This window comes from Natronomonas salinimetallica (assembly GCF_013839515.1).
In the GTDB taxonomy this organism is placed as follows: domain Archaea; phylum Halobacteriota; class Halobacteria; order Halobacteriales; family Haloarculaceae; genus Natronomonas.
In genome coordinates, this window is the sequence record NZ_JACDNQ010000010.1 from 1 (window position 1) to 25,809 (window position 25,809).

General features: G+C 56.3%; 18 protein-coding genes and 1 pseudogene. 3 read left to right on the forward strand and 16 right to left on the reverse strand.

Annotation, left to right across the window (positions count from 1 at the left end; translation table 11 throughout):
- The 3 genes from HZR14_RS09320 to HZR14_RS09330 all read right to left on the reverse strand — a co-directional run.
- Positions 1-2,874: KAP family P-loop NTPase fold protein (locus HZR14_RS09320; RefSeq protein WP_181692598.1), on the reverse strand; the 2,874-nt coding region annotated here is incomplete at its 3' end.
- A gap of 231 nt (positions 2,875-3,105) precedes the next feature.
- Positions 3,106-4,002: a DNA-binding protein gene (locus tag HZR14_RS09325; protein ID WP_181692599.1), complete on the reverse strand. Its 897-nt coding sequence runs from the start codon at positions 4,000-4,002 to the stop codon at positions 3,106-3,108.
- Positions 4,003-4,605: 603 nt separating this feature from the next.
- Positions 4,606-4,866, reverse strand: coding sequence for a HalOD1 output domain-containing protein (locus HZR14_RS09330; RefSeq protein ID WP_181692600.1), 261 nt, complete (start codon positions 4,864-4,866; stop codon positions 4,606-4,608).
- Between the two features lie 121 nt (positions 4,867-4,987).
- Between HZR14_RS09330 and HZR14_RS09335 the strand changes: the two genes are divergently transcribed.
- Positions 4,988-5,248, forward strand: a complete 261-nt coding sequence (locus HZR14_RS09335) for a helix-turn-helix domain-containing protein (RefSeq protein WP_181692601.1) — start codon at positions 4,988-4,990, stop codon at positions 5,246-5,248.
- A 2-nt stretch (positions 5,249-5,250) separates the two neighbouring features.
- Here HZR14_RS09335 and HZR14_RS09340 read toward each other — a convergent pair whose 3' ends face one another.
- The 6 genes and pseudogenes from HZR14_RS09340 to HZR14_RS09365 all read right to left on the reverse strand — a co-directional run bounded on the left by HZR14_RS09340 (position 5,251) and on the right by HZR14_RS09365 (position 10,520).
- Complete coding sequence (locus HZR14_RS09340) at positions 5,251-5,826, reverse strand: hypothetical protein (protein WP_181692602.1); 576 nt, start codon at positions 5,824-5,826, stop codon at positions 5,251-5,253.
- A complete protein-coding gene (locus tag HZR14_RS09345) occupies positions 5,823-6,191 on the reverse strand; it encodes a ribbon-helix-helix domain-containing protein (protein ID WP_181692603.1) in 369 nt (122 codons plus the stop codon). The genes HZR14_RS09340 and HZR14_RS09345 overlap by 4 nt, the downstream gene beginning before the upstream one ends.
- 114 nt (positions 6,192-6,305) lie before the next feature.
- Positions 6,306-6,662, reverse strand: coding sequence for a DUF7558 family protein (locus HZR14_RS09350; RefSeq protein WP_181692604.1), 357 nt, complete (start codon positions 6,660-6,662; stop codon positions 6,306-6,308).
- The gene (locus tag HZR14_RS09355) at positions 6,662-6,952 is read right to left on the reverse strand and encodes a DUF8069 family protein (protein ID WP_181692605.1); all 291 of its coding nucleotides are present in this window, start codon (positions 6,950-6,952) and stop codon (positions 6,662-6,664) included. The genes HZR14_RS09350 and HZR14_RS09355 overlap by 1 nt, the downstream gene beginning before the upstream one ends.
- A gap of 75 nt (positions 6,953-7,027) precedes the next feature.
- A pseudogene (locus tag HZR14_RS09360) lies at positions 7,028-7,574 on the reverse strand (hypothetical protein).
- A 681-nt stretch (positions 7,575-8,255) separates the two neighbouring features.
- Positions 8,256-10,520, reverse strand: a complete 2,265-nt coding sequence (locus tag HZR14_RS09365) for an amino acid permease (protein ID WP_181692606.1) — start codon at positions 10,518-10,520, stop codon at positions 8,256-8,258.
- A 211-nt stretch (positions 10,521-10,731) separates the two neighbouring features.
- On the opposite strand from HZR14_RS09365, the gene HZR14_RS09370 reads away from it, so the two are divergent.
- The gene (locus tag HZR14_RS09370) at positions 10,732-11,505 is read left to right on the forward strand and encodes an Lrp/AsnC family transcriptional regulator (protein ID WP_181692607.1); all 774 of its coding nucleotides are present in this window, start codon (positions 10,732-10,734) and stop codon (positions 11,503-11,505) included.
- 319 nt (positions 11,506-11,824) lie between these two features.
- Positions 11,825-12,271 (forward strand): universal stress protein, encoded by a 447-nt coding sequence (locus HZR14_RS09375; protein ID WP_181692608.1) that lies wholly within the window; start codon positions 11,825-11,827, stop codon positions 12,269-12,271.
- A 63-nt stretch (positions 12,272-12,334) separates the two neighbouring features.
- On the opposite strand, the gene HZR14_RS09380 is transcribed toward HZR14_RS09375, so the two are convergent.
- The 7 genes from HZR14_RS09380 to HZR14_RS09410 all read right to left on the reverse strand — a co-directional run bounded on the left by HZR14_RS09380 (position 12,335) and on the right by HZR14_RS09410 (position 25,786).
- On the reverse strand, positions 12,335-14,356 hold the full coding sequence (locus HZR14_RS09380; RefSeq protein WP_181692609.1) for a hypothetical protein: 2,022 nt from the start codon (positions 14,354-14,356) through the stop codon (positions 12,335-12,337).
- 39 nt (positions 14,357-14,395) lie between these two features.
- Positions 14,396-17,680, reverse strand: a complete 3,285-nt coding sequence (locus HZR14_RS09385) for a helicase HerA domain-containing protein (RefSeq protein WP_255479223.1) — start codon at positions 17,678-17,680, stop codon at positions 14,396-14,398.
- Positions 17,681-18,744: 1,064 nt separating this feature from the next.
- A complete protein-coding gene (locus HZR14_RS09390; protein ID WP_255479224.1) occupies positions 18,745-20,946 on the reverse strand; it encodes a VirB4 family type IV secretion system protein in 2,202 nt (733 codons plus the stop codon).
- Positions 20,939-22,054, reverse strand: a complete 1,116-nt coding sequence (locus HZR14_RS09395; protein ID WP_181692611.1) for a TraC-like domain-containing protein — start codon at positions 22,052-22,054, stop codon at positions 20,939-20,941. Before HZR14_RS09395 ends, HZR14_RS09390 begins: the two co-directional genes overlap by 8 nt.
- A gap of 2 nt (positions 22,055-22,056) precedes the next feature.
- A complete protein-coding gene (locus HZR14_RS09400; protein ID WP_181692612.1) occupies positions 22,057-23,223 on the reverse strand; it encodes a TrbL/VirB6 family protein in 1,167 nt (388 codons plus the stop codon).
- On the reverse strand, positions 23,223-24,044 hold the full coding sequence (locus tag HZR14_RS09405; protein WP_181692613.1) for a hypothetical protein: 822 nt from the start codon (positions 24,042-24,044) through the stop codon (positions 23,223-23,225). The genes HZR14_RS09400 and HZR14_RS09405 overlap by 1 nt, the downstream gene beginning before the upstream one ends.
- On the reverse strand, positions 24,041-25,786 hold the full coding sequence (locus HZR14_RS09410; RefSeq protein ID WP_181692614.1) for a DUF8186 domain-containing protein: 1,746 nt from the start codon (positions 25,784-25,786) through the stop codon (positions 24,041-24,043). The genes HZR14_RS09405 and HZR14_RS09410 overlap by 4 nt, the downstream gene beginning before the upstream one ends.
- Positions 25,787-25,809 lie beyond the last annotated feature (23 nt).

The following is a 25,809-nucleotide window of genomic DNA, read 5'->3' on the forward strand; positions in this document are numbered from 1 at the left end:
AATAAACGACTCCAGTCGATCGATGAAGGTCTGCTGATCACTCTCTTCAATCTCACTATAAACGATGGCAACTGCCATCAAGTAGGACTGCCGATAATCGGTTTCTGCACGTCGCGCCTCTTTCAAGCAGGTCTCAACAACCAAGGCCTGGCTTCCTCCGAAGCAATCTGGGACAGTGTTGAAGATGTCTGCCCCCAACTTCCGTTCGTCATCATCGCGACTATCAACCAGCCGTTCTATGTGTTCATTCAGCTCCGGCTCAAAACGTGTCGAAAACTGCGATACAGCAGTACTAACTCTACTGCTGCTGGAAAACTTCTCTGGAACTTGAGGCATATAGGCTGTGAACACATTAGAATCACCAAATATAGCGTCGGTGTTATACTCATTTGCCCATTTCAGAGCTTTCCGTGCATGCTTCGCACCCCAGTCCTCGATAAGAGTGGCCACGGAATCCCCAAATTGTTCTCGCGTCTCGTCCGACGCCGAATCGTAAAAATAGAACCCAGCTTCCATCATGTCGATCGCATTCGAGTCCTTCGAGTTCACGATATCTTGGATATGATCGTAGAATTTATCGGCAGAGGTTTCATCGATATCTGATTCAATATCCAGTAGATGCTCCGATAGGGTGCTGTATGTGCGGCTCGCTCTGTTTTCGTTGCTCTGAGGGACGTATTCAATTAAGCGCTGCACAAATTGTCCCCGAATTTGAGGAGATGCTCCATTATCCAATTTGAGGAACAAATCCGCATTGATGAACTCCGATTCTTCTTCCTCGCGTTCAATCGAAACTATCAACGGCTTAAATAAGTCATCGGTGAGAAGTCCCCAAGCTGGTCCACCAGACCATATGAATTCAAGTGCTTCTCCGAAGGCAGAGTCTTGGAACTCTTCATTGTCATTTCCTTGAGGAAGTTTCAATAATTGAGTCGATAAGGTCTGTTTTGCTCTCCGAGGAAGCGGGTGACGTGCTCGGTCATCGTTCTCGTCTTCATACTTGTACGTGTGAGCAACAAATGCTTCAAGCCTATTTTGCTGCCATTCATCGTCAACTACAACGGTCTCTGCAAGTGCAGTGAAGAGATTTGTCCGGATTCCTCGTTCTGAAATCCGATCGAGAAGCCAGACAAGGTCGTACAAATTAAATCGTTCCACAAAACGACCACCAAGTCTTACAGTAAGAACTCCGGCAACTGAATCCGCAATACGTTGTTGTGCAGTGTCGTCAAACCGGTCAAAGACCTCAAGGATACTCTCTATTGTACTGAATAGGGCCTGATCCCGTCCCTCCTGGTCATATTCATCTAAGATGTTCTCGATAGCGGTACAATGCACTGCAAATGGCTCCTCTGACTCGTCGTCAACATCGTCCAGAAGCTGTTTGACTTCGTCGACCTGATTTGTACGCAATAACTGAACAAAGTTTGTGTCAAGAGCACCAGTATACCGCGGTTCACTCAAGTGCAGGAACGGCTTGATATCCGGGACAGAGGTTGGACGGGTGGCCTTCAAGAAGGTACGCAAGTTAGAAACACCACTGGTCTCTGCCGAGGTATCCTCAAACAGCTGATCAACCTCTTCCTCACGGTCTTCGGGCAGATCTCCCGTGAAAAACCGATCAACGTCTTCCAGTAATCGAGGGTTCTCTTGTAACGCGTTATAGAAGTCCGGATAGTCTTCTTCAAGCACTGCAATCTTAGCCAAAAAGGCCGGATTTCCGCTGACTCGACCCTGTTCTAACCCTGCATCGCTATCTTCGATTTCGCCTGCAAGCATACGCAACGCAGTGACCCGATTGAGCCCTTGTTTAATACGACGTGGCGTTTTGATATACGCCTTAGTCAATACATCCAATACTTCAGGGTCATATGGTTGAGTTAGCCGTTCATTTTGCGTTTCTGCATATGCCTCAATATCGTCCGCAAGCATAGGAGGAATTCGAATTGTGGTCTGGAAGAACTTCCGTAAGAATTCTCGCGTATTCTGGCCTTCTTTGAAGTATGTCCCCTCTTCGTGGTCAATTTGTTGAATATGGCTTTTCAATGCGTTATCATCACAGGGAATAATGTAGATACACGGCGAAACATCCATGAACGTTTTTAATGAGACTAACACCTCGTAGACCGTTCGACTTTGACATCGGTCGAGGTTATCGATTGAGATGATAATTCGATCCGTTCCAGTCTCGTCTTGTACTCTATCGATCAGTTGATGGAAAATCCGCTCATAAGCGCCGGACCACTCCTTTCGGGGATATACAAATTTCCGTTGTAGAGTCGTAGTTGCCGTTTGTAACTGTTCAGCCATAAACACCAACAATGGGGCTGCAATCAAGATCAGGAGACTGGTCGAAATACTATCGAACCCTAGGAAGCTGGATGCGACTGCAGCAATAGCGAGAACCCCAATGATAAAAATGAGATGAGTTGAATGGGTGAGGAAGTTATAGACACCTTCAATGAGGCTGTCTGTCTCTGCTCGCTTCTGCTCGTCCACATCGTAAAGCTGTCCGGTGATTTCATCTTCACCGATTAACCCATCCTCTATATTTGCATGCTCACCCAGTTCTTGGTCCAATGTGAGCAGGAGTTCTGTTCGAACAGAATCTTCAGCATGCTTCCACGCATCAAACTCAATACACACCGTTTCTCCGTTCGTATTCTGCTCTTCAATCCGATTGAACAGTAAACGGATAATTGAAGTTTTACCAGAACCCCACTTTCCAAAAATCCCGATGTGCCACGGAGGTTCAACAGTGTCTAAAATTCGCTCAAGAGCATCAACATATTCTGTATGCTGAAACGCATCTTCCTCATCAGACGCAATCGGCTCATCCGACAGGAAATTCAAATCATCCGGTTGATTAGACACAATAAATTGTTCTTGTTACCCATTATCAGGATTTCGATTGCTATCTTTAAACGACAATCCTGAATTTAGTCTAGCGACTCTCTTAGCCCATTCTGTAGGTTGAGCAGTCGCTATAGAGATGGTTGTGGCTGCGCGCACAGCGACCAGAGGGAGCGAGCACGGAGCGGTGGGTGGGGAGGTGGGGTTTGGGTCGGTCCCGCACCCTCAAAAAAAGAAGACCGCAACTACCCGCTAATCCTTCCACCACCGGCGCTCGCGCTCTGGGAACACGATCCGACTGTCGTAGGTCAACGCGAGACTGCAGCGCCCTTGGTACCAGTTCTTCTTTGCCCCCCACAACTGGATCCGATCGCCTTCTTTGACCCAGGGTTGGTCGCTTTTTGCCCACGAGGTGAACTTGATTTTCCCGCTATCATCTGCGATGAGGCCCACTTGGGCGATTGCTGGACTACTGGGTTCCCACAGCTCAATCACTGTCCCTTCGACGTTTATCTCTCCACCCGGAAGTTCGGGCACATCGGCAACCTCCAGGAGGGTACTGGGCATCAGCTTGACTCTCTCGAGCGTGTCAAATACTGCTTCCATCGTCGACTGACCATCTGCGATCCGTTCACCAAGCAGCCGTCCGATTGCGGCACGACTCGGGCCACCGTTCACTTTTTCAACGATCCGCTGGGCGTGTTGATTCACCGTCGCGAGTTCGTCCTGGGAGAGGCGCTCACGGGGATCCGGCGTTGGCTCCACGTCCTGCCGACCCGTCTCTTCGACCGTCACCCGGCTCGTCCGGCGAACCTGCTCGGTGACGACCTTCCGCGTGCGCTTCGCCCGTCCCTCTTGCGTTCCGAGTTCGGCCTGGGCACTGATGTGTTCGAGTTCGGCTTCCCGGGCCCGAATGCGCTCCTCCTGGGCGAGGGTCACACCGTAGATGCGATCATCGGCTTCCTGTGCGATCCCGTCCGGGTGATTGGCGTCCACTTTCGCCTGGATTTCCATGTTGACCGTCGGCTGGAACTCCGGGGTCTCGTCGACGACCTCGAACCCGTCCTCGTCGAGCTCCGGCTCCTCGAGTTGCTTGTAGGCCTGTTCATCGACCGAAATTTCATTACCGAATGCGTTCTTACTGGACATTGGAGTTCACTAACTCCGAAGGCGCTCACGCGCCACCACCCGCGTCTCCACCGCGGGTTTTCCACGACCGTCACCGACCAGAGTCATCTGCGCTCTCGCTCGCGCCTTCGCGCACGCCCTTGGCGGGCGCGAGCGAGAGCGCCTACACGACGGGACGCATCCAGCACCGCGCGCCGAACCGCCCGGAGCGAGCGGCCAGCGCATTCCCCGTTCGCCGCGACGCAACCACGTCCGTCGCGGTCGGCTTCGCCGAGGTCCGCAGGACCCGAACGGGAGAAGCGCTGGCGTCGAGGGCACATGCACTTTAGCCCGGAACGGGCGCGGGCGGTGCGGAGAGCGCCCGCATGCCCGGAATGGTCGGTCGCGAGCGACGCGGAGGGCGGAACGCGGCGAGCGGGGCGTGCCGGTACGAAGCATCTGTCCAGCCGGTAACGCCGCTTGGCAACACAACCGCTATCCTGGCGGACTCAGAAAGGGCGAGGCCGTCTCGGTCGTCCCCCGACCCCGTAAGCACCGCAGGAACGAGGAGCGCAGCGGCGGTCGCGGGATGCCGAGCGGCCGAGGGCTTTCAGGGTGTGTTTCGGATGTCGACCGCGATACCGGCTACGGGTTTGGTGGACTGGACTCCTCGTCGATCAGGACGTCGACGCTCCCTGGCGTCACCGCAAGCCGAACCCCCTCCACTGTGAACTGTACTTCCACGTCCTCAGTCGACGAGTTCAAAAGCTGCTCGAGCGCCTCGATATCGATGGAGTCGTACAGCTGGTACTCATCCCGATTCACCCCACATGCTTCGAGCGTCTCGATGATGTCGACCAAGAGGTCTGCCGACCCCCCAGACCCAGTCGTTGATGAGCGATCCATTGTAACGTCCAAAGCTTAGGACGGCAGGTGTTTAAAAGGTTAGGAGTCAACTGAAGTTGCTTATAGCTTCTCTAATTGACTTAGCGCGTTTGGGATAGCGTCGGCGCAACCAGAGATGATTATGCGCTTTGACGCCGACTGGATGTCACGTGCCGATGATCGCATTCTGGAGCATCTTGCTGAAGAGGGCCCGGATACCCCGAAGGAAATGGCCGACAGTGACCGCGTCCGCTTCTCTCGACAGCACATCAACGCCCGCTGTAAAACACTCGTCACCTACGGTCTCCTCGTTCATCTCGGGAACGGTGTCTACGATATCACTTGTAAAGGGAACCAGTATCTCGCCGGCGAACTCGACGCTCGTGACCTCAAGGGCGAATGAACCTACTCCTCCAGAAGTGCCACCAACTGGGCGACGTATGGGCTGTTGTCCCAGCTCCGGTGGGGGCTGATCGCGCTAAGTAGTGTTCGCGCCTCCTCGTGGGTCATATGGCCGTTCCGGGCGTGATCACAGATGAGCCGTGGTGTCGGGACAATTCGCGGCCCCTGGAGTACTGCGTGAATAAGCGCGAAGTTCGTCCCACCAAACTCGTCGGTGAGAAAGCCGTCGACGTCGAGCGCGTTCGCGAGGACGATGCCATCGGTTTCGCCGTCGTCGAGACCGAACGTCGGCCGCGAGTCCGGTGTCTCGTTACGCTCGTACGGATCGTCGACCGTGTAGTGATCACGGGCCGCGAGCACATTCGTTGCTGCGGCGCCGTGGATATCCTGATACTGCGTAATGTCACGGAGCTCTGCGACGACCTCTAGTGGCACGAACACGTCACACGAGGTGAGCAGATACTGAAGGGGATCGGGGGCGGTTTCAGTATCGTACGCTGCATCGGCGCGTGGCACGGCCAAACTGACCAGTGCGCTGGTGTCGGCCACGACTGTTCGCAGCTGTCGGCGACCGCTCATCGATCGTCGTCGGTCGCGGTGTCGACCGTTATCGCGTCGCCATCGTAGACGTCGACATCGTCGGGGGTAGCGAGATCGAGTGGCTCGTCCTCGAGATCGGCTTTGAGGAGGCGGAGTCGCTGGGCGGTCTCGGCGCCGACCAGTTGCTTGACCGTCTCGAACTCGAGTTGGTCGTCGTAGTACTTCGTTGCGACCAGCTCTTGGAACGTCTCGCTGTCAGCGGTCTCTTCGATGTACTCGCGGATGGCCTCGACGAGGAGATCCGTCCGATCTTTGTCGAAGAGATCTGCGATCGCGTCAAGTCGGTCGACGAGATACTCCGGGGACTGGAAATGGACTCGGCGTGGATCATCGCTCGCGCTCATTCTATGTGCAAGTTTTGCATACAGAAGGATAACCGTTTCGGCATATGTGCATACCTTGCACATTGTCTCAAGACTGAGCATAGGGCTCCGTCGAGTCACGGCGTGGAGTTTGCTTCAGTGCACGTCGACGTCGAGCGCTGCTCTCGGCGTCGCGACGACATGTTCCTCGAGGTCGCGCGTCCAGTACGTGGCAGGCCCACCGGGGCTACAACGTGCGCACAGCTGGAGGGGTCCTTCGAGGTGACCGAGTTCCACCCGGAACCGCGTGAGTGCTGCGAGCGCGTCGACGACGAGTCCGCAGCCGTCGCAGGCGTGATGATCGCGTTTGTCGGGATCCGGTCGCGTCTGGATGGCACAGTCGACACAGATTGGGTGGGTGACCCGCTCGTCCTGCCCCCAGGTATGCGCCTCCCCAGCCTCGGTGCCGGGCGGAGCGTCACAGAAGGAACAGCCAACGAGCGTCTGCTGCATTACTTGCCCTCCTCGCCGCTTTCGCGAGCGGCCATCCAGCCGTTGTGGAAGACGGCCAACTGGGTGGTGGAGTCGAAAGCAGTGCTACTCGGCTCGTGGAAGAGAACTTGAGCCTCAGGAACGGGTGTAACGATTCCCGCATCGACGAGCTCACCGACGAGGTTGCGGGCTGTCGCGTCGTCGACGTCCGCTGTGGCGACGCCAGCGGCGTCGCGGTCCTGGGCGAGAAGCTCTTTCTCGAGCTGTTCGTAGTCGGTATTCGTGTCGTCGTGAGGATCGGGATCAACCATGGTGAATCACGCCGCGCACGCTGTCGCGCGCCGCACGTTTCTCGGCGCGAACAAACAAAACCGTGTCAGCACGGCTCAGTCGGGTGTCGGAATTCGATACCCGATGACGGCGACGTCGTCGATGAACAGAATGCCCTTCATAAAGTCCAGCTTGGTCAAGCTGTGGCGATACAGGTTATCTCTCCCTCGGTAGTTTACTGGCACCACCAGGCAGCCGAATTCGATCTTCGGTCGCCCGTCTTTCTGGGTGCGATATCCTTTCTGGAACTTGAGCAGATCGTCGCTAATGCTTTTCCGCTCGCTTTTTTTCGACCTCGATCGCGATGCGCTCGTCAGGCTGGTACAGATCAACGCTGTAGTTAAATCCCAAATGCGACCAGAGTTTGCAGTTGGGGTTATACCCGCCGGCGCGATCGCCTTCATATTCGTACTCTGGCAATCCTTCAGCGATTTCAGCATCAAATGCCCCAATCTCCGTATTCTTCGATGAGTTTCGGAAGAAATCCTCAGGTACCTGCTCGACCGCAGAGCGAATGGACGCTAACGTGTCACTTGGAAATGACTGAGATGAGGTTTGTTTCCGTCGTTCGCTCAACATTGATACACTCTCTACCTCGACCATCGTACATGGTGACTCATCACCGGACATTCAAAACAGTATCCAGGTGTGTCTCCAACCTTCATGATGAGACCGTTGGGTGGCCCTCTGATATGCTTGGCCTGCGGCCTTGCATCTTGGCCCCTGTGGCCGCGAATAAAGGTTTGTGCCGCCACCCCCACCGTATATAGGTCGATTTTTCGGCTGTCAGGTGGCTGTTTTAGTCCATAAATCGCCAGACTGAGCCGCCTGACACCCAATTTCGTTGTCTGCTGGAAAACACACCTGCTCCCGTAACAGCTGTCAGGTACTGCTGTCTTGCGGTTTTGTAAGTTTAGGTGCAATCTGATTTCGTCGGGTGTCAGGTGAAAGATCCAAGAGGTGGCCGAGGAAGTAGTTGAGCAGTACCTCGAAGAGCCAGAACATAAGGCAGGGTGTCGGGCTTCACCCCCGACCGCAGTGAGTCGGGGAACTTCCCCCTAAAGTTTCATCTTTTTCGGTACCGTTCTTGTCTTTTTCTTTCGAGGAGATGGTGGGTTCCCCAAATCATCCATATAAATACAATCGAGGAAACGAGAAGTATTTCGAATCGAACTAGCGGAGTATTGTACACTTGAGAGATCACTACAGCTACACTCATCCACCCGAGCACAACTAACAGCAGTTGGTTCGATGAGCTTGGTCGGAGTTTCTCCTTCAAATTCATTAGTCTTCTAATATATCTCGGAGGTTCTCTCGGAGTGCTTCTCGTAATGTTCGCGGAGATCGATCCGCATCACGGGCGATCACCACCGTCCCGTCGCTTTCTTCGACAATCGTCTGTGGAATCGACCCATACAACGTTCGAGCCACGAAACTTTCCCCGGTCGCTCCCACGCTCACGGTATCGTATTCGCGGACAGTGTTGAGGAGTGTTTCACGAACCGCCTCACTCACGATGACTTGCGACTCGTATTCGTCCTCGTCGAGTGCTGCTTTCGTGGCGACTCTCGAAATCGCTTCCTCACCTTCAGTTGTCGGACTTCCCTGCTCCTCAGGCTCTTCTTTTGCAGAGGCATTTTCCTCAGCCGGCGGTTGGACATTCAGCAACGTCAGTGACGCTTCGTTGAACGTGCGCGCGAGTTCTCCGGCACGCCGCGCAGCAATAGGGGCATTCGGTCCACCTCCGGCGAGTGCAACGATTCTACCTGGAGACCGACGCGGATTCGTCACTAACGTCACTTCACACGGGGCTCGCTCGATCACGGGATCAAGCGTCGTCCCGAAGATGGCATCACGCCGACGAGACAAGCCTCCCCATCCCATCAGAACATGATCGGCATCCTCCTCCTCAATAACCGCGAGGAGCGCTCTACCGGCATCCCTACCGACTATCGCTCGCGTTCGGAGCGGAATATCCAACGTCTCAGCCGTCTCACGTGCACTCTCGAGCAGTTCCTGTTGACGTTCGACACGTTCCTCTTCGAGTTCGATCTGTTCTGGGGACATCTGTGGCGGCACTTCGATCACGTTGACCGCAACGAGTTCCGTCTTCCCGTTATCGTGCCCGTAGGCGCTCGCTGCGGCATACCTGATCAATGTCTCCTCAGTCGCGGGGTTCGCCACCGGAACCACAACACGGTACACAGTCGCTTCGTCCTCAGTTTCAGACTCAGGCGCGACCGCCTCACCGACAAGGCTCGTTGAAATCGCCCGGTCACGCGCATAGGCGAGATACCATACGACACCGATGCCAACGATCCCGAGACCGATGAGCTGAACGATCGTCCGCATCTGAACCATCACGCCGATACAGGCCAGGCCACCGATGATCGGGACTGCTGGATAGAGACGGCCGGGAATACGGAAATCCGGGTCGTAGTCTTCCGGGTCAGCGCGGCGGAGAACGATAACGGCAACGTGAACGAGTGCGTACGTGATGAGGAACGAAAAGGCTGCCACGTCTGCGAGCGTATCGATCGGGAGGGGCCCGGCGATTAACAGCAGAATCACCGCTCCTGTCGCCAGAATTGCCCGATAAGGTGTTCGAAAATTTGAGTGGATCTGATTCAGCCATTCAGATAGGAGTTTGTCTCGCCCCATTGCGAAGTTCACTCGTGCTGCGGATAGGATAGAGGCGTTCGCGGAGGAAACTGTCGCCAGCACTGCCCCGATAATCATCGCAAGCGAACCAACTGCACCGAGGTATTCGCCTGCAACGTCCGCAACCGGGATATTCGATGCTTCCAACACGTCCACGGGAAGAACGCCGGTCGAAACCAACATCACGAGCACGTAGAGGATGGTTGGCGTTACGACCGCCGCAATCATCGACAGTGGGAGGTTCCGTCCCGGATTTTTGATCTCTTCTGCGGACGTTGCGATCACCTCGAATCCGATGAACGTGACAAACACCGTCCCAGCAGTGAGCCCGACAGCACTCCACCCTTCAGGGGCGAACGGATCGAGCAAGGTTGGATCGATAGCCGCTAAGCCGAACGCTATGAATCCGATGATGAGAACGACGAGTAGAATGACGATGACGTTCTGTAATGATCCAGTTTCTTTGACCCCACGGTAATTCACGAGTGTGAGGAGCGCACCCATTGCGAGAGCGGAAGCGATGATCGGGAATATTGGATGTAACCCGGCCAAATACTGGCCGAAGCCGAGCATATAGAAGGCAGTCGCAAACATCAAACCGGCCCACATCCCCCACCCGACGATACTACCGAAGAGGCCGCCAAGTGCCCGATTGACGTAGTAATAGCTCCCACCGGCTTTCGGCATCCCCGTAGCGAGTTCGGACAGCGAAAGAGCTGCCAGCAAGGCGACCGCACCGCCAATGAGAAACGACACCATGCTCGCTGGGCCAGCCCTACCCGCGACAATACCCGGCAGAACGAAGATACCGGCTCCGATCATCGTCCCGAGTCCTAACGTGTACGCTTCGAGAAAGCCGAGATCTCGAGCAAGCTCTTGCTCAGCCATTGCATCTAACCTCCGCGTTTACCGTCGAAGTCAACGCATTATGGCGGCGCGGCACTCGTCTACTCATACTTTAGCCTCACGAGCAAACTCATATAAACTCCGCGATTGAATTTTTGATTCCGTAATTGAAGCCTCAGCATATTTTTGATTGAATAATACAGGGGTATTATATTGTCGGAGACAGTAGCGTCTGTCAGGAGGAGATAGTGCTGTGTCACACACAATAAGTAACTATCGGCTCGACGACATCGACCGTCGTATCATCCATGCCCTTATGGCGGATGCACGGAACACGTCGGCTCCGATGATAGCCGAGCAGGTGAACGTCTCTCCTGCAACGATTAGGAACCGAATCAAACAGCTCGAAGAACAGGGGATCGTTAGAGGTTACTACGCAAGTATCGACTTCGAACGCGCAGAGGACAAACTCACCTATCTGTACATTTGTACCGTACCTGCAACTGACGTCGAACATCTCGCACAAGAAATACGCAATATTCGGGGCGTCGTGAACGTTCGAGAATTAGTGAGCGGAACCCACAATCTTCACATAATGGCTGTCGGGGAAACCACGACAGAGTTCAAGCGGATCATGCGCTCACTCACGGAACTGAACATCGAAGTAGTAGAGAAAAGCCTCGTCCAGAACGAGGTTTTTGAGCCATACGCACAATACGGTGCTGATGATGCTGCACCGGCATGGGAGCCGACGGACTTTCTCCGACTCGCGGGTGGGACTGACGTTGTTGAGGTGTCGGTGAGTGAAAATGCCCCGATAGTCGATCTTTCGCTGGCAGAGGCTGCAGAACGCGACGTCATCGATGAAGATGCACTCGTGGTTGCTATCGAGCGTGACGGGCGAGTATTGACTCCACGAGGAGAGACAGTCATCCAACAAAACGACGTAATCACACTCATCTCTCGAGGAGATGAACCAAGCGAGGCTATCGAGGCGTTCCATACGGCTAACCAATCCCGGGTGTGACAGCCAATGGTCTCATGCCCTCACTGCGAGTATGAAGGGCAGGCCGCGAGTTTTAATTTTGAAACGATCCGTGCTGATCAGCGGTATAGCAAGTCTGATACCGAGATCATTGCCTGTCCAAAATGCGGAGCTGCTTTAAGATACTCGCACAGGGAGGGAGAGCTATAATGTTTCGACGGATGCTTCGTCGGTTTCGATTTAGAACGAAAGCTATCCACGAATGTCGAAACTGCGGGACTACAGTCGAAGATTCAGAGGTGGACTGTCCGAACTGCGGGTGTGAAGAGATCGCTACGTATTGCTTAGAGGAGGAAATATAATGACACAACTTACAACACGGATGCTTCTCCCCGTTGTGCATGAGGAGGACACCAAACGGACGTGTAAAGCTCTTTTTGAACATCGCCCGGGCGAACCGGATTCGTCGAAGATAATTGTTGTTCACGCGATTGAGAAAGCAGGAGGCGCGCCGGACAAGGCACCGCTACCAGCGCGGGAGGAACAAGCCGAGCGGGTTTTTGCGCTTGCTGAACAGATACTTGGAGGCCGTGGCTACGAGGTTGAGACGCGGCTCATATACGCGACAGATGTCGTTGACGCTCTTTTTGATGTTGCACGCGAGGTAGAGGCCACTTCAATTGTATTTCTGCCCCGAGAAGGGGGTCGTTTGAGTCGGCTTTTGACGGGAAACCTTTCTACACGACTGGTCTTAGATTCTCCAATTCCCGTGATCACGCTGCCGCAAGTATCTGATGACGAAGAGTAGATGATAGAGTCAGATATTCTATAGAGGTTACAGCCGAGTGCTTTGTCACGTGCGTGGAATACTTTACTGATCGAACAAAAGGAGCTGTTTCGCTCTGTCCAGTGCGGATCGGCTATTAGAGGTAGTCTCTGTCCCTTGGTCTGCATCTTGCTCGACTTCGCGCTCTTCGATAGCAGCTTCCAGTCGGTCACGTTCCGAGCGAACTGTTGTGAGTTCCGATTGTAGGCTCTGGATTTCAGCCTCAAGTTCCTCGACACGATCAATTTTTCCAGCCAACTCTGACTCCAGATGGTCGACCTTCGTTGACAGGAGTCGATTTTTTTCGTGGAGATGAACCCGATTAAGGTTAGAGGCCGTTTCATCAGTCTCGATCGAACCTCCTTCAGTCCCCTGTTCCTCATCTCTAGTCCCCTCATCCGGTATGATCGGCTCGCGTCTGTGCTTCAGACCGGCCTCCTCGATGGCAGCAAGTGTCTCGTTGTAGGTTTCGTAGTCGGGGAATCCCTCATAGGTTCCATCCTCACCCTCTCGATCGACGAACGCGTCCTCGGGACAGACTTCGAGAGCGATAGCCGCTTTTCGAACGGCCCAGAACGGCATCTGGTCGTAAGTACCGCCGTCGACACGGTCTGCGCCAGCCTCTGGAACCCATACGGGAATGTCGTAGCCAGCGCTACGCAGTTCGTCGACAGCAGCCCAGTAGTCCTCTCCATCGAGGTCTGCATCGGCGTCAGAGAGAATCCCAGTCGCGAGCGCCATCAGCTTCGCCGGCCCGCCGCCGGCGTTCACCTTCGAATCCCCGAAGGTGTTGGCCTGCTCGTCGACGAAACAGGACTGGCCGCTTTCACTGTGTCGCCAGCACGGGTCAAACTGTGGTCGTGGCTGGTTCGGATCCGTATCGTAGTCATCGCTCGCGTAGTGGCGAGCGATCTCGGTGATGTCGACGTTTTCGACGGCCTCGTAGACATCTTCTTTAAACGGGGTAATGGGCCGTCCTTCGAGGGTACCATCGAGTTCCTTCAGTCGCTCCTCGCGTCGCTGGAGCGCTGCCTCACGCTGTCGTTGTCGTTCCTGTTCCCGCTCGCGCTCCGCCTCGACCAACGCTGCTAGCGTGGCCTGCCACCCGTCGTGATCCTCGTAGAGGTCCGGCCAGAGCGTCGCGACCAGCGATTCGACGCAGTCCGTATGCTCGACCCGCGTGAGGTCGTCGGCCCAAGTGACTGCCTGCTCGATGAGAGTGTCGTCGACGGCCTCGAACGGACAGAGCTCGTACCGGACGTCGTCGGTCGCGATGGGGGTAACGACGGCGTCGTGATTTGCGTGAATCGAGAGTGGGGGCTTGTACTGACGGTTCTTGTTGTTCACCCAGTCGGGCTGGATGACATCCTTGGCACCGTCGACGCGTTCGTTCACTCGGGCCTCTGCTTCCTGGAGCCACGCGTTCGAGCGATCAAGGAACTCATCGAATACCCGTTCGAGTGCGTCCGGATCATCGCTGAAGTGATCTGCAATCGGAAGCGTGGCCTCCGGAGCACCGAACACGTACGCACCTCCCACCGAATCTAGCGCGTACACCGCGTCCCGAGTCCCGTAGAGTGTCGCGTACTCGTCGATGTAGGCGTCGAGGGTCTCCTCGACGAGTTGCTTGGTTTCGGCATCGAGGTCGCCGCGGTGTGGTTTGATGCTGTCGGCAAGGTCGATATCGCCCCACGCTGGAACTGCCCGGAGGTCGGTGTAACCAGGCGTCGGGGGCTCGTCCTGCCAGACCGTCATGCCTTCCGACTCGTCGTATCGACACGGTTCCCACCGCTGGAAGGCAGTTGACGTCTTGTAGGTGGTAACGGCATAGAGCGTTCGCTCGAGACGGCCGTGGATCTCGTCGTAGTCCCGATCGAGGCGGGCGACCCGACCACGCCGCGGATATCCCGCCTTGATCGCCTCGACGTCGTCGTGGTCACGCTTGATGTACCACCCGACGAAGTCGTTCAGGCCGATCGTGGGATAGTCGTCGACGGTCGCCAGCGCCTCGTAGACGGGTTTCGCACGGCGGTAGTGATCGTGGATGGCGGAGTTACTGAGCGTCATCTGACGTCCACCTCCATCTCCTCTGTAGGAGTCAAACGACTACGCCTCTCCATCGTTTGATCCCTCCGTGTAGGTGTCTCGAAGCTCGATCCCGACGTAACAGCGCTGGGTCTTCCCGTCCAACCACTTCTTGTCGCGCTCGAAACCAACGTGCTCGCGAAGTGCCTGCGTGAACCGGGATTTCGGCTTCACGTCGTACTCTCCGGCTGACGCAAACTGTTCATAGGCATCGTAGACGTCGCCGACCGGGACGATCCCGTCGTCACACTCGACAAGAGCATCGTGAACGAATGTACTGAGACCGAACGGATCGTCCTCTCCGTCTTCCCCTGCCGAGGGTTCTCCGTTGGCTGATTGATCGGGTTCCACTCCCGCGGGGTAGAGCTCGCCGTTCTGAACCCCCTCCACGAGTTCGGTACAGCTCTCGGTCGTCTCATTCGTCGGCTCATAGAGCTGAAGGCTGGGATCCTGACCGTCCTCGGTGACGATTCCAATTGCGTACGAGCTGTCCGTGTAGTCCGGAACAGGTAGGTCCGTCGTTGGAACGAAAGGTCGCTTGATAGGCACCCACTCGGCCTCAAACGCGTCCTTTGAATCGTAGGTGGCGGGCAGTTCACCAGGCTGGAATACCGTGTACGCCCCTGCCGACTCGTCGTAACTGTAGGTTGCTGGGAACTGATCTTTGGAGATGGTCTCGAAGTCTGTGACCCGGACGTGGGTCTCTCCAGTGCTATCTTCGAGGGTGAATTCATCCGACTGTTTAACCCAGCGGGTCTGTCGGCTGTTGTCTGTGGCTCGACGTGCGGCAGTCACACCATCTGACGCGCTGGCACCACCGTTGAAGGTGATGTGCTCCGTCGTTGTGTACAGCCGCGTCTTACCAGACTTGAGTCGATTGACGGGCTCCTCGAGGATGTTGGAAACCCGTCGGGCGAGGTCACGCCCGTCTACATCGTCATCCCGTCCGTCCACGACGAAGAGCGGGATCTTCTCTGCGGCCTGTGCTTTCCGAAGATTGGCCAGTACCTTCGCCGGACGCGTGTGTGTCGTCGTTTCGATTTCGATCGTGAAGCTGGGATCGACGTCGGGATGGGTTGCCAAGCCATCCGGACGGTCTCTCCCGTCCTGATCCAAGACCTGCACCGAAAAGCCGAGCTCGCCCAGCAACTCCTCGACGGCAAACAACAGCCGATCGTGGCTCTCGCCACCACCAGTTGGCGAGTCGGTATCGGGTGTCGCGGCCTCTTCGCCCGTTGGGGTCAGTTGACAGACGACTTCGGTAGTTTCGGCGTCCAGATCTACCTCGATCAACGGTGAGCGCTCCCTGATGTCTGGGAAGGCTTCGACAGTGCGATCCTCGAGCGTTTCCTCATCGAGTCGAGCTAGCAGTTCGTCATCGACTGCTGAGACGGTCACCCAACCGTTCTCGTCGCGAACGCCGGCATTAATCTGGACCGTCCGGATCGCTTGTGCCATGGCGACATCGAGTGGTTGGTCGTCGTCGGCCTCGGTCGCCACGGCCGGGGTGTGTTCCGGCGTCGACGTCGTCGAGTCCGATGCTACTCCGTAGCTGTCCCGTGTTCGTTCGTGAATCGCGTCGAGGGTCGTCTGGAAGTCCGTTTCCTCCCGTTCCGAGAGTGAATACTCGCTTTCCAGATGCCCCGGTGGAATCGGGAGTGGAGCGAGACTGAACGGTTCCGGACCGGTTTCACCGAACGTCGGGCTCGGGAGCCGGGTGATCCATTCACCGCGGGGAAGAGACCGAATGCGGTTCGCGAACGCTTCCGGATCCATATCCTCGTGGGCCATCACGCGAGCGATCTCCTGGTCGACGTGAATCTTTCCGACGATTGGACTGCCGACGTCATTCAACACGTTGAGGTAGACCTTCCGGTTACCTTCCGTTTCGAGCTGTTCTGGGAACTGTAGCGAGAGGCCGACCGAGAGTTGAAAGCTTCTGCCCTTCTCCAGCAGTGTATTCATTATGTCTGAGACGACGACACTGGAGGCCTCGTCGACGAGTAGATTCACAACGTAGTCATCGGGCTTCTGCTCGATGTCCTGTTTGCGCTGTTTGAGTGCGTCGTAGAGCATCGTCATGATCAGCCCGGTCATCACCTTTGCAGCGTCGTCGCGCAGATCGCCGAGTTCGAAGAGGATAACCATCCGGTCATCAAGCAATTCTCGGAAGTCGAACTGCGGATCCGTGTTATTGAAAATATGGCGTAAGTGCTCGTCCTGAGAGATGTAGTCGAAGCGGTTGCTCACACCACCCATTATCGTTGCGAACGTATTGGGATCGAGCTGGAGCTGTCGGTGAATTTTCTGGGCGACCTGCGGGTTCCTGGACCGGGGAGCAGCTCCTTCATCGACCTCTGGTGGACCTGCCTGCCAGAGTTGATCGAGGATGTGTTCGAGCTGATTGTGGCTGAAGTAGTTGACGCTCTCACGATAGAGGCCATTTTCGAGGCCGTATTCCTCGTCGTAGAGGATTTTGATGATGTACTTGATCAAGTTCGGCGCGACGACCGCCTGCTCGTAGCGCTCTTCGCCCATGACCATCTTGATGATGGTCTCATAGTGGTCGGCTTTGTCCTGTACTGCGTCGACACGATTGACGCCACTCCTCAGAGAGGGTTCGATGTTGAAAAACGCGAAGCCGGGGAGGATTTCGGGGATCGGAAAATGCAGGACGTTCTCCTCGAGGTCAGTCGTCCCAAACCGGCGAGCGTGGGCCCGCATATAGTTCTGACACATCCCATCGCCCTTCGGATCGATAATGATGATTGGGCCATCGGTGGAGTCGTACAGGGACAGGGCATCGTTGATGCTGGCTTTCGATTTCCCGGCACCAGTCGTTCCGAACCGTGCAAAATGTGTGGTCAGCAGCGACGGCGGGACGCAGGTCGGCTCATCTTCGGGTTCACCGGTTTCATCGAGCGCATAGCCGATTGTCATCCCGTTCCGAAACTCGTCCATTAGGTCGGGATGTGGGCGAGGGAGTGGATTTCGCGAGCGCTGTTCCGATCGGGTGCCACGACCCCCTTCGACGGTTAATTCCTCTGAGGAGGGGACAACGACAACATTGGCCAGCTCGTCGGCGTTGAAGACGAGATCCGGCTTTCGCTTCCCCCGGCCTGTGACGATCTCGGAGTCTCGAACATGCTGTAAGAGACGCCGAGCCCGTTTCTGCTTCGTTGCTTGGCGGAACCCCTTCGCTCTGATACGCTCGCTGTCAAGCCCATAAAACGGTCCATCGAGCGGATCGAGCGCTCGACTGAGTTGGTCGAGCCGTCGATCGAGGGACTCGAAAGTCCCTTCCATCGGGAGTGCAACCGCTCGAACATTAACGGTGAACGTCCGTTTGGGGTGTTTGGCTTCGATCCGATCGAAGCGATTGGTCGCTGCGCTTCCGACCTGGTAGTTGCGGTCGTCATCCGGCCGGTTCTCCATCTCGAACATCGGTCCGAGATACCGCTGTGCGAAGGTATCGCGACCTTCCATCAGGTCTTCTTTACGAAGTGCCGCATCGTCCGACCAGTCGGATTTCCGCTGCCAGACGACCTGGAACGCAATGGGATGCTCCGCTTCGGTCAGATGGTCGATCAACACCGCGATCGGCTGTTGTTCAGCATCGTACTCGTTCGGATCTGGGTCGCGTTTAGCGTACGGTTTGATCGTCGTCATCCAGTCCCGCTTGCGCTCTGCCTGTCCGTACCACTGCACCCCGACCGGTTCCAGATCGTCAATCGTCGGCCGAGCGAATACCGTTCCACGTTCCGTCTCTGTGGGTCGATCGAGTGTCGTTAGGGGATCATCTATAGGGATTCGCTCCGGGGGATGGGGTGTGAATACCCCATCCTCGAGTTCGATAGCCTCGCTCTGTGGCGACCACGCTTCTTCAGTGTCGAAGTCGGCTACTGCATCACCTCCATCTGTCCGCTCTGAGGTGTGCCCCTCCCGTGAGTTATCGCTGACTCCAACGGGTGAGAGGTCCTCGGTATCTGGTTGATAGAGTAACTGTCCACGTTCGAGTCGGTCTTGGAACGCTTCCCGCGAAAATTCCATCGGAGGAATGAGCTTCTTTGTGAGTGTGAGATCGACGCGCTCGATGTCGAAGGTGTCGGGATAGATCGTCTTCAGCTGCTTTTCAAGCGTGTCCAGATGCATCGGCTGATCGATACCGTAGTAGAATTCGACAGGTTCGTCCGTCCCCTCGCTTATCGCGACGAACTCGAATGTGGGCGGAGATGTATCGACTAGTGGATTTACTCGGTTCGCTAGCTTCGACGTCGCCGGGTTGGACAGTTTGTGCAGACTTTCGAACGCCGCAGGGAGGTTCTCTTTCCGAAGACGCTCGGAGGTCGGCGTGACTCGCACGTACTCCGTCATTGCGACTCTGCCTCCGGATCGCCGCCGTCGGTTTCCGTGGCCAACGACTGCGTGCGCTCATGCTGTTGCCCGTTTTGTTGAAGGTCGGGAATTGGCTCAGCGCCTGGTGTGCTTGCTTCCCCCTGATGTTGGGAACCTGAAGCACCGGGGAGGTCCTGAGATGACTGTTCCGTCGCGTCGAAGTCGATGACCTGCTTTTCCTTCTCCAGAGCTCGAACTTCGATTCCACGCCATTCACCATCGATCCCGACGAGTGCCTCGGAGTAGCCTGCTCGTTCGTTCCCCGGGACAGCGTCCTGGACGAAGCGCATTTGCGCCGAATTGAGCCCAAACTCGTTCGCCCAGTGTTCGTCCATTCCGTCGAGATGATGGAACTGCTTGATGGCGCACTGATCGAGGATTGCCTCCGCCTCCGGGTGCTGGAAGAACTCGTCGACGGTCTGCGTCAGCAATCGGATCGAAAGATCGTGGTGGCGGTGATGTCTGAACACCGTTTCGAGGAACTCTAGATTCGCGGCTTCTTGGAGAACGTACCGTGCCTCGTCGATCACAAACACGACCTCGTCGACCTCCTTGGCCCGCTCATATACCAGCGTGATCAGCAGCTGCATCACGAGGCTGGTGCTGTCACCAAGACTGCCCTCTTGCTGGGCGAGATCGAGGTAGATGATCTTCTCGTCGCGAATGTCGAACTCCGTTCCGCGTCCGAGATTCTCATAGCGGCCATCCTCCGCGAAGGGTCGAAGCTGGTCGATCAACCAGGTGGCATCTGTCTGGATCTTTCCGGACTCCTCGTCGGTTCGCACGACGAATTCGTCTGGCTCGTCGACCATCTCCTCGAGGATATCGAGGACGTCCCGCATCGTCGGGCTCTCGTTGTGATGCGTCGCGATGTCGTCGGTGATTCCGTTGCGAGCGTACGCCGTTTCGATGGCGTTTTCGAGCGTGGTTCGTTTGTCGCCGAGTCGAATGCCTCGGAGGGCGAAGTAGTTCGACAGGAAGCTCATCACGCTGTCGAGCTTTTCTCGATACGGACTGGCGTCTTCCCCCATCGCCCGCTGGACGTGCTCAGGCGTGGGCTTGATTTCGAGCGGATTCAACCCCATATTCCCGCCGACCGTGATGCGTTTCGCGCCCAGCGCCTCGGAGACACCAGTCCAGTTGTTCAGTGGTTCCAGGATGATACCGATACGATCCTTGCTCTGCTCGATCGATCGGATGAAGTTCTGTTTTGCACCGAAACTCTTGCCCGAACCGGGATCTCCGATCGTGAACATCGCGTAGCCGTTCTCCCGAGCGTACGGGTCGATGACGACCGGGCTATCGTTTCGCCAGTGAACGCCGAACTCGACGCCCTCGTCCTCGAGGATGGTCGCGTTGTGCGGCGACGCCAGAACGGCTCCGACGGCGTCGCCCAGCGCGATCGCCTCCCGTCCGAAGGGATTGGGACCGACTGGTGCAGCGGCCTGAATGGCGAGGTCTTGTTTGCAGATTGCGGTTTTCGGCGAGAGACCGGCCGGTTGCTCGCGAAGCCGACTGCGGACGGTACGGACGGACTCCCGAAGCTCGTCCTTAGTGTCTGCCCGTACCGTAATGAACATCCCCTGATCGAACACGCGACTTCCGTTCTCGACGGCCGTGTAGGTCGCGACGGCTTCGTTAGCCCGCCCTTGCAGGTACGCGCCACGAACGCTATTTTCGAGATCCGCATCGACCTGAAGGTCGTCAGCAACCCGCTGGAGCTCATCACGAGCCTGCTGCTGATTCTTGGGCGTGATATGGATCGTGAGATCGAACTCGACGTCGGTTAGCTCGAACAGTTCGTTCAAGTAGCCGTCCTTTGGATAATCTGGATAATCTGCGATATACAACGTCGAGGTCCACTGTTCCCCGACACGGGCGGCCCGGGTCTCCCACTCGACAGCAGCCGGTGCGATCACGCTTTTGTGTCGCTCGGCGAGATCATCGAGGAGTTCCCGCTCGGTTTCACCATCTGCCAGCGTCTCATCGTCGAGGAGTTCCGATAGATCGACCTCTTCTTCGGTGTCTCGAAGGCGGTCACGATAGAACTTCACGCCGAGAATAACGAGTATCAGGACTACGACGCCCACTATCGCGGCGTGGGTCGCGGTGAGATCACCAGTAGACGACGGGATGTTCAGACTCTGTAGCGGAAGGCCGACTTCCGTACTATGCATCGTCATCCCTCCGTTCGTGGCTCATAACTGGTTGTTCGCGGATGGCGTTGGCTGCGTCGTCGTACTCATGTTCCTCGCCGTTCCAGAAGTCCATCGTGAGCAGGAACAACTCGACAGTACTCAGACGTCGAGCCGACCAGCCGGGAGCCTTCTGTACGAGTTCGCTCTGGACGGCTCGACATCGCTGATCGAGTTTCTCGAACATTTTTGCCCGAAGTTCGGCGTCACGGAGACTCTCACGTCTCGCGACGAAGGGATTGAACAGGAATCCGATGACCGGAAGGGTGGTCAGCTTCTCTGCGGGTGAATGCTCGTCTCGATACCGGTTGTAGACGTCCATCGGCGTCACCTGCACGCCAATGAAGTAGCGAATCTGCTGGGTTCCCTCGAGTTCTCGTGGCCGTTGTTCTCGATATTCCGTGAGCAGCTCCTGGAAGACGGGGTTGTTCGCGACGTCTTCGTCTCCGAGTCGCGTATCGATCTGCGTGAGCAGGTCTTCTACCGGAAATGAACGGGTTGTGGCGTGGAATTTCAGACTGTAATCGAGTTCCGTGTTCGCGAACTCGCCGGCGACCTCCTGAACGTGGGCCCAGTCACCCGACATGGCGAAATCCATGTTTCCCGGGTCGACCTCGAGGAACGCCTCCATGGTACGGTCCGTCCGCTGAATCGTCCCGGCGCCGGGCCAAGCTCGTTCGATGTTCGTGAGGTCCTGTGTTCGTTCGTCCGGCGTGAAGGGGGTATAGTTGATGAGACCTCCCTCGTTGCGCGTCGTATCGGTCGCTTCGTCGGTTGTGGCGTGGTCGGGAGCGCTATAGGTAAATCGAGGCCGTTTACAGTAGTAGCGATAGACGTCCGCGAGCCACGTTGATGCTGCAAGATGGGACGGGCTCGCGTATACAGCCGCCACACCGAGGATGATCCCCGTAAGAACGAACGGGAGGACGAGTGTATCGCTCCCGACGAGGCCTGCGAGGAGCAGCCCTGCGATCGGGAAGCCGAACAACACGTAGACGTCGCCCTCGTCGACGTTAACGATGGGGATGCGGTTTTCTTCGCCCAGTTCGTCCATAATCCGTCGCGAAGCTGCTTCGTTGTCTGGTGCCATGATTAGTAGTATCCGGGATCGTTTTCGGTGCGTCTGTATTGCGGTACACCCTGCTGGCCGTACGCATCGGTCACGACGTTATCATGGGTCGTTCCACCGCCACCTCCTCTGTTGCTCCCACCTCCACCGCTGTTTCCGGCTCCTCCGTCGCCTCGGTATGTAGGGCCTCCCCAGTGGTTTCCGAGACGTTGGGCGGCTGCGTGCCCTGCAGCTGCCTTTGGCCCCCATCGTGCTGCCGTCGCAGCGATGGAGGGCCCTGCAACGTAGGCAGCGCCAGCGATCGCCCCGACACCGACTGCAGCCTTGGTGGTCCCTCCGATGAGCTTTGCAGTGACGGGGCTTGCGTACTTGAACAGCTTCCAAATAATGATCAACGAGAGGACGGGGAGTGAGGCAGCCACAAGATAACTCAGGAACGCACTGTCGGGAGCGACGGCCGACTCGGTTCCGTTGGAAAACAGGAGTTCATACCCCTTGAAGAAAATCGCAACCGGAAGTGGCAGAATGGCAAGCGGGACGAACTTCATGCAAACAGCTTTGGCAACACGAGATACTACCGGAATCCCGCCAAAGGCTACTGCAAGACCGATCGGCATCGCATACAAGTAGACGTACAGAAGAATTTCGCGGATGAAGAATAACGCTTGGAGAGCCCACATCGCAAATCCACCGATGGCGGCCATCAGTAGTGCGAGAGCAGGGTTTGTTACTGAAACCTCGAGAAAGTCAATCATCGCCCCCATGAGGACCTCGATCTCGGGGACTAGGGCGATCGTGAATCCATTCACTAGATATAGCGAGAGAACGGCGGCCCAATACCATACTACGATCAGGAACGCTCCGGTCCATGCACTCCGGCGCGTTTTCCGAGCTTCATAGGAACTCCCGATATCAAAAATACGGACGGTGTGACGGCCCTGAACGCAGATCAAGAGTAGAAGCAGAGCTAACAGCATAATCTCCCCGCCGACTAGAGATTCATACAATGCCACCCAAGGCTCGTTCTCAGGACGTCCAAAAACGAAGGTATCACTGGTTTCCGGGACTGGCGTCCCAAACAAGCTCTCTGTGATTTCTCTGTAACCGTCACTCAGACCAGTCTGGAACCACTCAATAAGCGTCTCGACCGCATCCTCGAACCATTGACGTCCGAAATCGACGAGATCCATTACTGGGTCACCTCGACTTCGATATCACACTCGACTAAATCTTCTCCACTATACGCGACTGAGTACTGTTGTGATGGATTGGGATCTTGAATAGCCGTTCTGATCACCACCTCGAACTCTCCTCGCTCCGTATCAGGTGAGCAGGACACGTTGTCACTCGCTGGATTAAACGGAGTAGAGTGACTGTATATCGTGACTGATCCTCCAGGTGGCAACCCGATCTGGTCGGCGTGTCCACCGAGGTCACTCTCCGTATCGTAGATCCCGCTCTCATCGTAATCATCTGGAGTTGGCCTAGGAACATCTCCACTGAACACGAGTCCGGAAGCAGTATCCGGACCACTGCCCGTGTTCTCGAGCGTGAGGATTACCTCCGTCTGAATAGTTCTCTCGCTGGCACCGTCATACATTTCATCAGGATGGTTTCTCCCGAGCAACAGTCCCGTAATCTGAGTATCTGGCCGTATCTCGATCGTCGACGATGACTGCTCCGTTCCTTCTGAAGATCCAATCACTTCGTATTCCCCAGGAACGTAATCGACTCCGAGTTCGACTGTTTCTCGGCTAACGCCCGTGGCTAATTCACGCTCGACGAATAGTTCCCCATCGGGTTGCACAACCGTCACCGCATTGAACGGGTGGTTCTCCTCGAATTCAAGGATGATCTCCGTTCCCTCGACTGTGACTCGTTCGAACCCCTCCGTGTCTTCCGGCTCTTCGTTACTCTCTTCGAATGCTGCGCAGCCACCGAGGCTAGCTACAGAGCTGGCAACGATACCTCCGAGGACTTTTCGTCTGGTTACGGTGTTGATTCTCGTCATCGGTGTTGATCCTCCGGAATTCGCAGGAATGAGCCAAGTTTGAGGCCCGCATACAGTGCTACCACGAACGGAATCGAGAATCGGACAACGTCGACGATCAGTGTCAGCCACCCGCTTATCGTCGACAGCGGATGCCATCCGACACTCGCACGATCTCCAACGTACGCAGGGTCGTGTGTTCGCCACGATCCCGGATGATATTCTGCAGTGTAGCTTCCCGGTGTGCGGATCGTAACGATCGCGACGCCCGAGGCGTTGGTTTCGACTCGCTGGTCACCGATCGTGATGTAACCGGAACGCTGTTCATGTCCTATTGGGGCAACACGCGGATGGTCTTCGAACGGGTTCTCAAGGGCGATCGGGGTACCGGTCTCGGCATCGCGGAGTTCGATACGGAGCGTTGCTTCTGTCTCGTTCTCTTCGACGGTTTCGACGGTGAGGTTGCTCTCACGGATTTCTCGCTCGGTTCCGCCATCGGGCTCGATGATATCTGCCGATTCACCGCGGACGATCCCCTGAACTTCGAGATGATCCCGGTCGATCTCGTCGTACCGAACGGCAAGCCCGTATGAGCGGACGTACGGCTCGTCGACGATCCCGATTTCGACGTTTTCGTGCACCGTTGGTGCTGGTGATTCGCTTTCGAATCCCCACACTTCGCGGATCTCTGGGCCGTCGCGAATCGGTTCAGCCCTAGGCCCAACTTCGGACGGGAATGCCCGCGTATACACTGGAAGCGCGTCGGAATGGACGACCTCCTCATCTGTCCGATTCGAGTGGACGAGATAATCCCAATCTGTGTCGCGAGCGGTGTAGTACCGCCAGACGCCTCGGACGGTTGCATCCCCGTCTTCAGTAAGTACGTAGCCATGCCACGGTTGCGTCTGATGGATAGCAACACCGGAATCGCCGTCCGGATATTCCGCGTGGTAGATGTACGCGGTGAGGTTGTAGACGTCGACATCGAGTGTTTGTGAGACGGTTACGCTATCTGTCGGATACTCGTATCGTGTCCGGGTTTCGTTGCCAACTTGTTCAGTAATCTCCTTCTCCAGTTCGACCTCGATCTCAGCTTCGAAGGTTAGTGTGGATGAGCCTGCGCCAGCGAGTTCGTAGTCGAAGAGAGGAGTATGCTGGCCGTCCTGCTCGGCGATCACGTCTCCGTCTTGTTTCACCCGGACCTCACTCACTTCGTGGTCGACAACCGACCACTCGACTGATTGATTGGATTCCGACTCATCATCTGGTACCGCAACGCGGTAATCGACGAAACCGCGGAGCTCGCCGTCCGGTGCGAGGTACAGCGACGTTTCCTCGTCATCGAGGTGAACCATCGTGGACGGCTGCACAGCGAAGATAGTCGCATGAGCGTCCTTGATGAACACCGAATCATTCAGCTCCGCGTTATCTGGGTATACAGACGTCTCACTGTCACCCGCCTCGAGAGATTCGAAATCGTAGGCTGTCCAGTGTTCGGCTGTCTCAGGTGGCTCTTTGAACGTGATATCGGTGCAGTTGCCGAGGGCGTGCATGGACGTCCGCTCCTCACCATACCGTTCTTCGTACTCTGCATCGGTCAGGCACTCGTTGGGAGCTTTTGACCAGAGCGTCGCCGTCTCGTTTTCGCTGAGACCGCTGTCGTCACTTCCGGGGCGTGGCGGATGATCGGCGCTGGCAACGCTTACAAGACCTCCCACGAGGACGGTGAGAGCGAGCGCGAGGCCAAGTGTCGAGCGGCGCATGGTTGATGTGACGAGTGAAGCGG

Coding starts and splice junctions, on each gene's coding strand:
- HZR14_RS09345 (WP_181692603.1), bottom strand. CDS start 6,191: ATGAGCGCGAGCGATGATCCACGCCGAGTCCATTTCCAGTCCCCGGAG.
- HZR14_RS09340 (WP_181692602.1), bottom strand. CDS start 5,826: ATGAGCGGTCGCCGACAGCTGCGAACAGTCGTGGCCGACACCAGCGCA.
- HZR14_RS09400 (WP_181692612.1), bottom strand. CDS start 23,223: ATGGATCTCGTCGATTTCGGACGTCAATGGTTCGAGGATGCGGTCGAG.
- HZR14_RS09350 (WP_181692604.1), bottom strand. CDS start 6,662: ATGCAGCAGACGCTCGTTGGCTGTTCCTTCTGTGACGCTCCGCCCGGC.
- HZR14_RS09325 (WP_181692599.1), bottom strand. CDS start 4,002: ATGTCCAGTAAGAACGCATTCGGTAATGAAATTTCGGTCGATGAACAG.
- HZR14_RS09355 (WP_181692605.1), bottom strand. CDS start 6,952: ATGGTTGATCCCGATCCTCACGACGACACGAATACCGACTACGAACAG.
- HZR14_RS09390 (WP_255479224.1), bottom strand. CDS start 20,946: ATGCATAGTACGGAAGTCGGCCTTCCGCTACAGAGTCTGAACATCCCG.
- HZR14_RS09330 (WP_181692600.1), bottom strand. CDS start 4,866: ATGGATCGCTCATCAACGACTGGGTCTGGGGGGTCGGCAGACCTCTTG.
- HZR14_RS09375 (WP_181692608.1), top strand. CDS start 11,825: ATGACACAACTTACAACACGGATGCTTCTCCCCGTTGTGCATGAGGAG.
- HZR14_RS09385 (WP_255479223.1), bottom strand. CDS start 17,680: ATGGAAGGGACTTTCGAGTCCCTCGATCGACGGCTCGACCAACTCAGT.
- HZR14_RS09335 (WP_181692601.1), top strand. CDS start 4,988: ATGCGCTTTGACGCCGACTGGATGTCACGTGCCGATGATCGCATTCTG.
- HZR14_RS09365 (WP_181692606.1), bottom strand. CDS start 10,520: ATGGCTGAGCAAGAGCTTGCTCGAGATCTCGGCTTTCTCGAAGCGTAC.
- HZR14_RS09405 (WP_181692613.1), bottom strand. CDS start 24,044: ATGACGAGAATCAACACCGTAACCAGACGAAAAGTCCTCGGAGGTATC.
- HZR14_RS09380 (WP_181692609.1), bottom strand. CDS start 14,356: ATGACGCTCAGTAACTCCGCCATCCACGATCACTACCGCCGTGCGAAA.
- HZR14_RS09395 (WP_181692611.1), bottom strand. CDS start 22,054: ATGGCACCAGACAACGAAGCAGCTTCGCGACGGATTATGGACGAACTG.
- HZR14_RS09410 (WP_181692614.1), bottom strand. CDS start 25,786: ATGCGCCGCTCGACACTTGGCCTCGCGCTCGCTCTCACCGTCCTCGTG.